The organism is Candidatus Pelagibacter sp. Uisw_094 (assembly GCF_047729535.1).
Taxonomy (GTDB): domain Bacteria; phylum Pseudomonadota; class Alphaproteobacteria; order Pelagibacterales; family Pelagibacteraceae; genus Pelagibacter.
The window spans coordinates 624,748-636,985 of the sequence record NZ_CP159823.1; the positions used below are offsets into that span (position 1 = coordinate 624,748).

Sequence of the window (12,238 nt, forward strand, 5' to 3'; positions counted from 1 at the left end):
TTTTTAAGGAGGGTTGATTCACTCTGATTACATTATTGAAAAATTATGTCTACTTTAAAAGTAATTTTTTTATTAAGAATACGGCAATCAATGCACCAATTAATTCTGCAATTATATAGGTTGGTGTATTAAGATAATTAATACCAGTAAATGATTCTGTAAAAGTCCTTGCTATTGCTACAGCTGGGTTTGCAAAAGACGTTGAAGAAGTAAACCAATAACCAGCAGTAATATAAGTTGCAACACATGCTGCAATTGTTGTTTTGCCATCTTTTAAAGTTGCAAAAATAATAAATATCAGACCAAAAGTAGCTACAATTTCTGCTAGAAATATATGAAAGCCATCTCTATTTTTTGTAGATAATTCAATTATATTATGTTCAAAAAATACATTAGCCAACATTACACCTAATAAGCATCCCAATATTTGAGCTGGAATGTATGTGATTAAAAGTTTTCCTTTAATTTTTTTGGTCAAATACATTGCTAAACTTACAAAAGGATTAAAGTGAGCACCTGAAATTTCTGTAAAAGCCGTTATTAAGACAAATAACCCAGCTCCAGTTGCAAGTGTATTTGCGGTAAGTCTTAAAGCATTATCATTTGTAAGATTTTCAGCCATTATTCCAGAGCCAACAATAATCATTACTAAAAAACAACTACCTATAAATTCACCAATGAAAATTCTATTTTTCATAATCTAATAATAATTAAATTATAATTTTATAAATGCCAATTAAGAATAATGGTATTTGCAAACCAAAATTAGTTAATATTGCCTTATCTTTTGATATAAAACCAGATATCGTCCAACCAATAACTCCAAGACCATGGAAGTAGATGTTAATAGGGTAGATATTTAAATTAGTTAATAATATTCCAGTTAATACTAAAGCAGTACTGATCCATTTAAGGTATTTTTTAATAAACATAGTCTCCTCTATATGTAAGTTTTATGGGGATTTTATTACAATATAGAAGAGACTGAAATCTTTATTTAATTACTAAATAATATTAGCAATTAAATGAAGCTGACATATTTCTGACTAAATCAAAATATAAATCTTTTCCTGGCTTTAGATTAGCACCTAGTGGATCCAAGACACCAGTTTTTACACTTGTATCTTTGGCAATAGATTTGATTATATCAGGGTTAAATTGAGGCTCTGACAATATGCAACTCACGTTATCATGTTCAATGACTTCATGAATTTCATGAATTTGTTCTGCACCAGGCATAACATCAGGATTAACAGTCATTGCACCAAGTATGTTTACATTAAATCTATTTTCATAATATTGATATGCATCATGAAATACTACGTAACTAAGGTCTGTATTAGTTTCAGTAATTACATCAATTATTAGCTTATCAATTTCAGATATAGCTTTAGCTAAATTAGATTTATAAGTAGTTGCATTTTTTGAATCATTTTCAATTAAATGTTCAGTTATCTCATTTAATATCACTTTTGCATTAATTGGATCTAACCAAATGTGTGGATCATATTCACCGTGACCATGTCCTTCATGATCGTCATGTTCTTCTTTTTTAGCATCATGCCCGTGATCGTCATGTTCTTCTTTTTTAGCATCATGCCCGTGATCGTCATGCTCTTCCTTTTTAGCATCATGCCCGTGATCGTCATGTTCTTCTTTTTTAGCATCATGCCCGTGATCGTCATGCTCTTCCTTTTTAGCATCATGCCCGTGATCGTCATGTTCTTCTTTTTTAGCATCATGCCCGTGATCGTCATGCTCTTCCTTTTTAGCATCATGCCCGTGATCGTCATGTTCTTCTTTTTTAGCATCATGCCCGTGATCGTCATGCTCTTCCTTTTTAGCATCATGCCCGTGATCGTCATGCTCTTCTTTTTTAGCATCATGCCCGTGATCATCGTGACCCTCATGTTCTTCAAAAATATTTCTTTCTCTGAATTTCAATTTCTTAATGTCTTTAATTTCTAGTAATTCAATCTTTTCAGCTTTCTTAGCAATTGTAGCTAGTGGTTTTTCTAAAAAATTTTCTAAGTCTTCTCCAATCCAAAATATGATATCTGCCTGTTCTAACATTTTAGCGTGAGAGGGTTTTAACTGAAAACTATGAGGTGAATTATAACCATCAACTATTAATCCTGGTGAACCTACACCATCCATTATATAACTAGCCAATGAGTGGATAGGTTTAATAGATGTTACAACTTTTAAGTCTGCTTTTGCTAATGTTGAAAATGCTAATAGTCCAATTAACGTTGATATTAAATGTATTTTTTTCATAGTTTTAATTTGCTTTAAGTTAATGTTATAATATAACAAAGCGTAATAATATAACATATTTAATTAGTCAAGCCGTTTTTTAAAATAAAATGAATTTAAATAAAAAAGAAATATTAATTAAATTAGAAAATGTTGGAATTTTTCAAGATAATAAATGGTTAGTCCATGATGTATCTTTAGAAATTGAAAGAGGTAAAATTTTAACTTTAATAGGCCCTAACGGATCTGGAAAAACCACTACAGCAAAAATTGCATTAGGAATTCATAAAAATATTGAAGGAAAGGTTACAAAAAATACAAATAAGATTGGTTATGTGCCTCAAAAAATATCAATCGATTGGACGTTGCCAATTAGAGTAATTGATTTTATGAGTTTAACTCAAACGCTTCAATTTGATGAAGTTGTAAGTGCTTTAAAATTAACAGAAGTAGAGCACCTTAAACATAATGATTTAAGAAGTCTCTCTGGTGGAGAATTCCAAAGAGTTTTAATGGCTAGAGCAATAGCAAAAAAACCTGATTTACTTGTATTAGATGAACCTGTTCAAGGTGTAGATTTTACAGGAGAAATTGCCCTTTATGAATTAATTAAAAAAATTTCTGATGAACTTAATTGTGGAATATTATTAATTTCTCACGATCTAAATGTGGTTATGTCTAAAACTGATTATGTTGTTTGTTTAAATGGGCATGTTTGTTGCTCAGGTACACCAATGAATGTTGCAAATAATAAAAACTATAAAGAATTATTTGGAGACCAAGCTTCAACACTATTATCTGTATACGAGCATAAGCATGATCACACTCATTCTACTGATGGTAGTATTAAAGAAAAGAAACATTGATAATGCTAGATGATTTTTTTATAAGAGCTCTAATTGCTGGCATAGGTATTGCTTTAGTTGCTGGTCCTCTTGGATGTTTTGTTATTTGGAGAAGACTATCTTTTTTTGGTGATACTTTATCTCATTCAGCATTACTTGGCGTAACTCTAGCTTTATCTTTTGATATTAATATTGCTTTATCAGTTTTTTTTGTTTCTTCAGCTGTTGCACTAGTTTTGTTAAAACTACAAAAAACTACCAACTTACCTGGGGATGCCTTATTAGGATTACTAGCTCACTCATCTTTAGCTGTAGGTTTAGTGGTGATTAGTTTTTTATCATTTATTCGTTTTGATATAATGGGACTACTGTTTGGTGATATTCTTGCTGTAGCACCAAATGATATATTTATTATTTGGATTGGTGGAGTATTAATATTATTAGTTTTAAAGATTATTTGGAAACCACTTTTTGCCTCAACAGTTAATTATGAATTAGCTGAAGCGGAGGGAATGAACCCAGCGAGAGTAAATGCAATTTTTACCATTCTAATGGCTGCTATAATTGCAATTTCTATTAAAATGGTTGGACTATTGTTAATTACAGGAATGTTAATTATTCCTGCTGCTATGGCACGTAATCTTTCTAATAATCCAGTTCAAATGGTTGTTTATTCTGTAATAGGTGGATTGCTGTCAGTAATAGTGGGTTTATTTGCTTCATTAGAGTTAAACTCACCCTCAGGACCATCCATAATCACAGCTGCATTAGTTTTGTTTATCTTGTCATTAACAAAAATAAATAAATTCACTCGATTGAAAAACTAGTGTGTAATTGTTAGAAGTATATATGAATCATAAAGAAGAATTTTTATCTAAAAATCAGCAAATTATTTTTGATTTTATAGAAAAAGCTAAAGAACCACTTAAGGCTTATTCCATTTTATTTAATGTTCAAAAAAAAGGAATTAAAGCACCATTACAAGTTTATAGAGCACTAGATAAATTAGTAGAGATTGGAAAAATACATAAAGTAGAAAGTAGAAATGCTTTTATAGCATGTAAAAGTTCAAGTTGTGAAATTTCACAAGCAACGGCTTTTTCAATATGTAATAAGTGTGAAAATGTTTCTGAAATTAATAATCCAAAACTTTCAAAATATTTAACTAATTTTGAAGACGATACCGGAATGCAATATAATAAATATAATTTAGAGTTTTTTGGTTTATGCAAAAAATGTAAAGCAAAATAAATGAGTACAGTATCCTTAACATTAAATGAAATTTTAGAATTAGCTAAAAAAACATTATTAGCTAATGGTTGTGATGAAGAAAATGCTAGTATTTTAGCGGATACTATTATGAGAGCTGAAAGAGATGGCTCTGTTTCTCATGGCTTGTTTAGATTGCCTGCTTACGTGGCTGGCTTAAAAAGTAAAAAAATTAATGGTAAAGCAAGACCTGAATTAGAAAATGTTGCTCCAAGTATTATTAAAGTATTAGGTAATAATGCTGTTGCACCAATGGTTTTAAGTTTAGGATTACCTGCAGTTATTGATTTAGCTAAAAAGAATGGTGTCGCTGTTCTTGCTATAAAAAATTCACATCACATGGCAGCTCTTTGGCCCGAAACTGAAGCTATTGCAGAAGCAGGTCTTGTTGGTATCGCTTGTACATCTTACAAGCCAGCCGTTGCACCAGCGGGTGCTACGAAACCTTTATATGGCACAAATCCAATTTCTTTTGCTTGGCCTAGACCTGGTAAAACTCCAGTTGTCTACGATATGGCAACTGCTTCAATGGCAATGGGTGAAGTTCAGATTGCGAAAAGAGAAGGGCACAAAGTTCCTCTTGGAACAGGCTTAACTAAAGACGGTAAAGAAACAACTGATCCAGGAGAAATTGCTGATGGTGGAGTTATACTTCCTTTTGGAGGCTATAAAGGATCTAGTATAGCAATGATGGTTGAATTATTAGCTGGTGCATTAATAGGTGAAAATTTTAGTTTTGAAACTGCTGCTAAAGATAATAACGATGGCGGTCCTCCAAGTGGTGGTGAATTTATTATAGCAATTTCACCTGAGAAAATTTCTGGTAAAGGTTGGGATAAACATGCTGATGAGTTTTTTAGTAAAATGTCAGCTATGGAGGGTGTTAGACTTCCTGGTGAAAGAAGACATAAAAATAGGCTAGATAAAGGACCAAGAAATATTAATGAAGAACTTGTTAACAAAATTAAATCTTTAAGTTAATTCAATTTCAATAGGTGTGTGATCTGAGGGTTTTTCTTTTCCTCTAGGGTCTTTATTAATATTAACATTTTTTACTATATTTAATAAAGAATTTGATACTAAGAAGTGATCAATTCTTAATCCATTATTTTTCTGCCAAGCACCTCTCATATAATCCCAATAAGTATAACCTTCAATTTCACCATGAATATGACGGTAGGCATCATGAAAACCTAGATTAATCATTTCTCTAAATTTTTTTCTTATCTCAAGTCTATATAAAGCGTCATCTTCAAACCCTTTAATATTATAAGCATCTTCTGCTGAAGGAAGAATGTTAAAATCACCTGCTAAAATAATGTTTTCATTTTTCTTTGAAAGAGTTTTTAGCTGTTTAATCAAAGTATCTAACCATTCTTTTTTATAAGTATATTTATCAGTATCTACAGGATTACCGTTTGGTGTGTAAATGTTAATTAGTTGAATGTCTTTTTTCTTATATTTTAATTCTGCTGAAATAATTCTAGATTGTTTCAATTTATCTTTAATCAAATCTATTCTAACATTTTCTAGTTTGTGCTTAGATATGATTGCAACACCATTATAACTTTTTTGTCCAAATACATGACTTTCATAATCTAATGCTGAAAAATCATCATAGGGAAAAGTTTCATCTTGAGTTTTAATCTCTTGCATCATGACAACATCAGGAGAAAATCTTTGAAGGTATTCTTTAATATTTTCAATTCTTGCTCTAACAGAATTAACATTCCAAGATGTGATAATCATTAAATGGAGAACGAAACACCACAACCGCAAGAAGATTTGCTTTGTGGGTTAGAGATTTTAAATTGATCACCAATTAGTTCTGATACAAAGTCTACTTCTGAACCTTTTAATAAGTCTGCTGAAGTTTTATCAATGAGAATATTTTCATGTTTTAAGTCGTCTGCTTCTAATTTTTTGTCAAAAGTAAACTCATATTGAAAACCTGAGCAACCACCACCTTTAATAGCGATTCTAAAAAATGACCCTGGATCTTTTTGAGACAACAAGTTATTAATCTGTTTTATAGCCTTATCTGTAAATTTAATTTCTTTAATCATATAACAACACTGATATTACTAATATAATATCAATTTATTAAATTTAAAGTATGAATAATTACTCAAATTTAGCTCTATCTAAAAGTAAAGGTCGTATTTTTAAAGAAGCCAATTCACTTTATAGAACACCATTTCAAAGAGATAGAGATAGGATTATTCACAGTGCTTCATTCAGAAGGCTAAAGCATAAAACACAAGTTTTTGTTAATACAGAAGGGGATCATTTTAGAACTAGAATTACCCATTCAATTGAAGTTGCGCAAATTGCAAGATCAATAGCTAAACATTTAGGTTTAAACGATGATCTGGCTGAAACTTTAAGTTTGGCTCATGACTTGGGACACACACCGTTTGGACACGCTGGAGAAAATGCCCTTAATGAATGCATGGTTAACTTTGGAGGCTTCGATCACAACCTTCAAACTTTAAGAATAATTATGTTTCTTGAGCATAAATACCTTAAATTTAAAGGCCTAAACTTAACATTAGAAACTTTAGATGGATTATTAAAGCATAATGGCCCAATTAATGATCTTTCTACAGTTAATAGGCTGATTGGATTGAAAAGTTTTAAGAATAAAATAAATTTTACTAACTCTGGATCATTGGAAGCTCAAATATCAGCAATCTCTGATGACATTGCCTATAATAATCATGACATACAAGATGGAATCAGAGCCAAAATGTTTAATTTAAACGACTTGATTGAAATTAATTTTTTTAAAGATATTTATAAATCTCATAAAAAAAATATTAAAAATAATAATAAAGATATTTTGATATATCAAATAATACGAGATTCAATTGATTTAATGGTTAGAGATTTGATTAAAAATACTAAAAATAATTTAAAAACTAATAAGATCAAATCTTTAAATGATGTTTATAAATTAGATAATCCTATAGTATGTTTTTCTAGTAAATTTCTAAAAATTGAAAAAGAAGTTAGGTTTTTTCTAAGAAGTAAAATGTACAACAATAAAAAAGTATTATTAAAAAATAATCATGGAAAAAAAATTGTTAATAAACTTTTTTATAAAATTAAGAATAAGCCCAAAAAATTCTTAAATGCTGACCAATTAAAAAATGACCCCAATAGAGCAATTGCTGATTTTATTTCAGGTATGACAGATAGATATGCAATCAATTTAAACAAAAGTATTTAATGAACATTTTTGATCTCTACTTAGATAAAATAATAATTTTGATTAAAAAACTAAATAAAGATGGTTCTTTAGAAATACCTGAATCTTTAAAAGGAATCAATGTAGATATACCACCATCAAATTTTGACTGCGATATATCAACCAATGTAGCAATGGTACTCTCTAAAGCGAATAAAAAATCTCCAATCGATATTGCAAATACCCTAATTGATTTAATTAAAAATGAAGATGATAAAATTGAAACTGTTTCTGTAGCAAAACCTGGATTTATTAATATTAAATTTAAAACGATATATTGGAACAATTTTATTAAAAATGTTAACCAAAATTACAAAGATTTTGGTGTCAATATAAATGAAAAAAAACAGAAATATCTTGTAGAATTTGTTTCAGCTAACCCAACAGGTCCTCTACACGTAGGTCATTGTAGAGGCGCAATATTAGGAGATGTAATTTCAAATATATTAATTTTTAACAAGCATGATGTTTCGAAAGAATATTATGTAAACGACTATGGTAATCAGATCATAAATTTTACAAAGTCTGTTTTTTTTAGGATTAGAGAAATACTTTTTAATGAAAAATTTCCCATTGAAAATTCAGATTTATATCCCGGTGATTACTTGGTTGATATTGCTAAAAATATTATAGAATCTAACAAAGTTTTAAAATTTGATAAATTTGAAGATGTTTCAAAAGAATTAACTTTATTGTCAGTCTCAGAATCCTTAAAATTAATTAAAAACAATTTATCAAACCTTGGAATAGTGCACGATAAATTTATCAGTGAAACTGATATTGTCCTAAATAATGAAGTTCAAAAAGCAATTGACAAATTAAAGGATAAAAAACTTGTTTATAGTGGAAAAATTAAGGCCCCTAAAGGTGAGGATGATCAAAATTGGGTCGAAAGAGAGCAACTTTTATTTAAATCAACAGATTTTGGAGATGATAAAGATAGAGCACTTCAAAAATCTGATAAATCATGGACTTACTTTGCTAGTGATGTGGCTTATCACGATAATAAATTAAATAGAAATTACGATACACTTATTAATATATTAGGAGCAGATCACGCTGGTTATATAAAAAGGATAACTTCTGTCGTTGAAGCATTATCTGGAGATAAAAAAAAATTAATTTGTAAGGTAAGCCAACTTGTTAAACTAATTAAAGATGGAAAACCTTTCAAAATGTCAAAAAGAAAAGGTGACTATATAACTGTTGAAGACTTGATTGCTGAAGTTGGTAGGGATGCTACTAGATTTATTATGCTTAATAGAAGTAGCGATGTAGAGTTGGATTTTGACTTTACAAAAGTTAAAGAAAAATCAAAAGATAACCCTCTTTACTATGTTCAGTACTGTTATGCTAGAATATCATCTGTTTTTAGACACGTAGATCTTAATATAGAAAATGATTTGAATATAAATGATTACGAGTTTGAATACACTGGAGATGAAATAAAGATATTAAAAAAAATAGCTGAATGGCCCAAATGTATTGAAGCTGCAAGTTTAAGACTTGAACCCCACAGAATACCAGTTTATCTTTATGAACTATCATCAGAATTCCATTCTTATTGGAATATGGGTAAAGATGATTCATCAAAAAGATTTATTAACGAACAAAAGAAAATATCAAATGATAAGTTAGTTTTTTTAAAAGTTATATCTAATGTTATTAAATCTGGAATGGATATTGTTGGAGTGGATACTCCACAAAAAATGTAATGTTAAAAGAACTTAAATATCTTTTATTTTTAATTGTTATAGTTTTATTTTTTTTTCTATCTTTCAAATACTACTTTTCAAATGAAAATAAAAAAAATTCATATAGATCTTTAAAAGATATTGAAGATAAAACTGAAAATTATTCTCGTAATCTTATTTTACTTAATAGTGATACTGTTAATATTGTAGAATATGTTGAAAAAAGCATAGATAAAAACAAAAAGAATTACAATTTTTGGAAATTAATAAATAATGATGGATGATCGTAAAAGTTTTATAGTTGGTTTAAAATCAACTAAATTATTGATTAGTGAAAAAAAATTTCTAATTAAACACAAGCCTTGGGGGATAATACTTTTTTCACGAAATATTGAAAATATTACACAAGTAAAAAAGTTAACAGATCAAATTAGAAAAATATTCAATGATAAAAAATACCCTATTTTAATTGATCAAGAGGGTGGTAAAGTTAATAGATTAAAAAAATTTTTTAAAGCTGATAAGTTTACTGGAGAATTTTTTGGCAATCTTTATCTTAAAGATAAAAAAGAATTTTATACTGAATATAAAAAGTTTATAAATAAAACTGCCTTATTATTAAAAACTGTAGGCATAAATATTAATACTTTACCCGTTCTTGACGTAAGATCAAAAGGGTCTAGCTCAATAATTGGTGACAGAGCATTTTCAAATAATGCAAAGATTGTGTCTTTAATTGGCGATATTTGTATTAAAGAATTTCATAATAATAAGATTGCTGCTGTAATAAAGCATATTCCTGGTCACGGTTTAGCTAAAGTTGATAGTCATAAAAAAACTCCTACAATCAACAAGGAATTGAGGCATCTAAATAATAATGATTTTATGGCATTCAAAAATAAAAATAGTTTGTTTGCGATGACAGCACATCTTATTTACAAAAATATCGATAAAGTTAATACCGCAACACATTCGAAGAAAGTTATAAAATTAATAAGAAACCAAATTAAATTTAAGAATATTTTGATGTCTGATGATATATCAATGAAGAGTTTAAAAGGCTCTATAGCAATTAATACAAAAAAATCCTTTAGTGCTGGTTGCGATCTAGTACTTCATTGTAATGGAAATTTAAAAGAAATGAATGATGTGGCTCTGTATTCACCATTTATAAGTAAGTTTATTATTAAAAAAACATCACAATTTTATAAGATTATAAGTTAATATTTATTATGTCTGACACCGATTCTAAAAATTTTAATGTAGATCTTGATAATTATAACGGCCCGCTTGATGTTTTATTGGATTTGGCAAAAGCTCAAAAGGTTAACCTTGAAGATATTTCAATAACATTACTGGCTGATCAATTTCATAATTATATTATTAACGAAAAAAATCTTAATCTAGAGTCTGCATCAGAATATTTATTGATGGCTACCTGGTTAACTTATCTTAAATCAAAACTTTTGTTACCAGGAAATCCAGAAGAAGAATTTAAAGTTTTAGAAGTTGCTGAAAAATTAAAATTACAATTAAAAAAATTAGAGTTGATTAGATTACTTTCTGACCAAATGTTAAAAAGAAAAAGACTTGGTAGAGAAATAAGAACTAGAGGAATTAAAGGAAATATACGATCTATATATAGTACTGAATATAAACTAAATCTTTACGAACTTTTAAAATCTTATTCCTCAATTATTATGACCAAAGATTTTCAAAGGATGAATATTCCTAAACTTCCAGTTTTTACCACTGAAGATGGCATCAAAAGAATAAAAGAATTCTTTGGTAAGTTAATTGATTGGAGAAATATTGATGAATTAATACCATCTTCATTTAAGAATGGCTCAAAATATAAAACAACAGGTAAAGCAGGGATTTTTGCTGGTTCCTTAGAGCTGGTTAAAGAGGGCAATCTAACTATAAAGCAAGAAAACTTATTTGATGATATTTATATTAAAGAACTAAAATGACAAAAATAAAAAAAGAAACAAATAACAATATAGTTACCTTTCCTTCAAAAATGAATGATGGTGAAAGAGAAGTTGAGGCAATAATTTTTGCCGCTGCTGAACCATTAGATATTGATACCATTGAGTCTAAAATTTCAAAAAAAATTGATGTTTTAAAATCATTAGAGAAACTTCAAAAAGAATACTCCTCAAGAGGGATTAATTTAGTTTGTATTTCTAAGAGATGGTCTTTTAGAACCTCTGAAAATTTATCAAACCTTATGTCTCAAGAAAAAACTGTAGAAAAAAAACTATCTCGAGCTGCAGTTGAAACATTAGCTATAATTGTTTATCACCAACCTGTTACTAGAGCTGAAATAGAAGAAATTAGAGGTGTTGCTTTTGGAACGAATACACTTGAAATTTTAATGGAACTTAATTGGGTAAAACCACAGGGCCGTAAAGATGTACCTGGTAAACCAATTCAGTATGGAACTACTGATGATTTCTTAAGTCATTTTAGTCTTCAGAAGTTATCAGATTTACCTACGGTTGATGAATTAGGATCTGCAGGTCTGATTGATAGTACAAATATAGATAATGCAATATTTGGTACTGGTAAATTTTACAAAGAGAAACAAGTAGAGAAAAAAGAAGATATTTATGAAAATATCGATGAGATGCTGGGTGGAACACTTAGTCCAGAAGAAGAAAAGTAAAATGTTACTTTAAAATTAAATTTAAAAGAGGTATAAAATATTATGAGCATTGGAATTTGGCAAATAGCAATTGTAGTAATCTTAGTTGTCCTTTTATTTGGTAGAGGTAAAATTTCTAGTTTAATGGGCGATGTAGCCAAAGGTATAAAAAGTTTTAAAAAAGGTATGGCTACAGATATTACTGATGAGTCTGAACCTGAGCCTAAAAATGTTTCAGAAAATAATCAAGACAGCAAAGACAAAGAATAAATTA

The 12,238-nt window shown here is 28.9% G+C and carries 16 protein-coding genes; 11 read left to right on the forward strand and 5 right to left on the reverse strand.

What is annotated here, in order from left to right; translation table 11 throughout:
• Window positions 1-49: 49 nt before the first annotated feature.
• The 3 genes from ABXT72_RS03310 to ABXT72_RS03320 all read right to left on the reverse strand — a co-directional run bounded on the left by ABXT72_RS03310 (window position 50) and on the right by ABXT72_RS03320 (window position 2,277).
• Complete coding sequence (locus ABXT72_RS03310) at window positions 50-697, reverse strand: aquaporin (RefSeq protein WP_415279058.1); 648 nt, start codon at window positions 695-697, stop codon at window positions 50-52.
• A 13-nt stretch (window positions 698-710) separates the two neighbouring features.
• Complete coding sequence (locus ABXT72_RS03315; RefSeq protein ID WP_415279059.1) at window positions 711-932, reverse strand: DUF6552 family protein; 222 nt, start codon at window positions 930-932, stop codon at window positions 711-713.
• A gap of 82 nt (window positions 933-1,014) precedes the next feature.
• Window positions 1,015-2,277, reverse strand: a complete 1,263-nt coding sequence (locus ABXT72_RS03320; RefSeq protein WP_415279061.1) for a metal ABC transporter solute-binding protein, Zn/Mn family — start codon at window positions 2,275-2,277, stop codon at window positions 1,015-1,017.
• 89 nt (window positions 2,278-2,366) lie between these two features.
• On the opposite strand from ABXT72_RS03320, the gene ABXT72_RS03325 reads away from it, so the two are divergent.
• From ABXT72_RS03325 to ABXT72_RS03340, 4 genes are read left to right on the forward strand one after another with little or no spacing between them, the layout of a single operon-like run.
• Window positions 2,367-3,122 (forward strand): ATP-binding cassette domain-containing protein, encoded by a 756-nt coding sequence (locus tag ABXT72_RS03325; RefSeq protein ID WP_415279062.1) that lies wholly within the window; start codon window positions 2,367-2,369, stop codon window positions 3,120-3,122.
• Between the two features lie 2 nt (window positions 3,123-3,124).
• Complete coding sequence (locus ABXT72_RS03330; RefSeq protein WP_271512489.1) at window positions 3,125-3,928, forward strand: metal ABC transporter permease; 804 nt, start codon at window positions 3,125-3,127, stop codon at window positions 3,926-3,928.
• 22 nt (window positions 3,929-3,950) lie between these two features.
• Window positions 3,951-4,352: a Fur family transcriptional regulator gene (locus ABXT72_RS03335; RefSeq protein WP_415272388.1), complete on the forward strand. Its 402-nt coding sequence runs from the start codon at window positions 3,951-3,953 to the stop codon at window positions 4,350-4,352.
• Window positions 4,353-5,351 carry an Ldh family oxidoreductase gene (locus ABXT72_RS03340; RefSeq protein WP_415279064.1) on the forward strand — a complete coding sequence of 333 codons (999 nt, stop codon included), beginning with the start codon at window positions 4,353-4,355 and terminating at the stop codon, window positions 5,349-5,351. It abuts the gene before it with no gap.
• Here ABXT72_RS03340 and xth read toward each other — a convergent pair.
• Window positions 5,343-6,119 carry an exodeoxyribonuclease III gene (gene xth, locus ABXT72_RS03345; protein ID WP_415279065.1) on the reverse strand — a complete coding sequence of 259 codons (777 nt, stop codon included), beginning with the start codon at window positions 6,117-6,119 and terminating at the stop codon, window positions 5,343-5,345. The genes ABXT72_RS03340 and xth overlap by 9 nt on opposite strands.
• A complete protein-coding gene (locus ABXT72_RS03350) occupies window positions 6,119-6,436 on the reverse strand; it encodes a HesB/IscA family protein (RefSeq protein WP_168606297.1) in 318 nt (105 codons plus the stop codon). The genes xth and ABXT72_RS03350 overlap by 1 nt, the downstream gene beginning before the upstream one ends.
• A 50-nt stretch (window positions 6,437-6,486) precedes the next feature.
• Here ABXT72_RS03350 and ABXT72_RS03355 point away from each other — a divergent pair, with 50 nt between their 5' ends.
• The 7 genes from ABXT72_RS03355 to tatA are packed head-to-tail and all read left to right on the forward strand — an operon-like array spanning window position 6,487 to window position 12,234.
• A complete protein-coding gene (locus tag ABXT72_RS03355; protein ID WP_415279067.1) occupies window positions 6,487-7,602 on the forward strand; it encodes a deoxyguanosinetriphosphate triphosphohydrolase in 1,116 nt (371 codons plus the stop codon).
• Entirely contained in the window at window positions 7,602-9,335 is a 1,734-nt protein-coding gene (gene argS, locus ABXT72_RS03360; RefSeq protein WP_415279069.1) for an arginine--tRNA ligase, read from the forward strand. The genes ABXT72_RS03355 and argS overlap by 1 nt, the downstream gene beginning before the upstream one ends.
• Window positions 9,335-9,598 (forward strand): hypothetical protein, encoded by a 264-nt coding sequence (locus tag ABXT72_RS03365; RefSeq protein WP_415279071.1) that lies wholly within the window; start codon window positions 9,335-9,337, stop codon window positions 9,596-9,598. The genes argS and ABXT72_RS03365 overlap by 1 nt, the downstream gene beginning before the upstream one ends.
• Window positions 9,588-10,538 carry a glycoside hydrolase family 3 N-terminal domain-containing protein gene (locus ABXT72_RS03370; RefSeq protein WP_415279073.1) on the forward strand — a complete coding sequence of 317 codons (951 nt, stop codon included), beginning with the start codon at window positions 9,588-9,590 and terminating at the stop codon, window positions 10,536-10,538. The genes ABXT72_RS03365 and ABXT72_RS03370 overlap by 11 nt, the downstream gene beginning before the upstream one ends.
• An 8-nt stretch (window positions 10,539-10,546) precedes the next feature.
• Complete coding sequence (locus ABXT72_RS03375) at window positions 10,547-11,287, forward strand: segregation and condensation protein A (protein ID WP_415279075.1); 741 nt, start codon at window positions 10,547-10,549, stop codon at window positions 11,285-11,287.
• Complete coding sequence (gene scpB / locus ABXT72_RS03380) at window positions 11,284-11,985, forward strand: SMC-Scp complex subunit ScpB (RefSeq protein WP_415279077.1); 702 nt, start codon at window positions 11,284-11,286, stop codon at window positions 11,983-11,985. Before ABXT72_RS03375 ends, scpB begins: the two co-directional genes overlap by 4 nt.
• A gap of 42 nt (window positions 11,986-12,027) precedes the next feature.
• Window positions 12,028-12,234, forward strand: a complete 207-nt coding sequence (gene tatA / locus ABXT72_RS03385) for a twin-arginine translocase TatA/TatE family subunit (RefSeq protein WP_271505205.1) — start codon at window positions 12,028-12,030, stop codon at window positions 12,232-12,234.
• The last annotated feature ends 4 nt before the right edge of the window (window positions 12,235-12,238 follow it).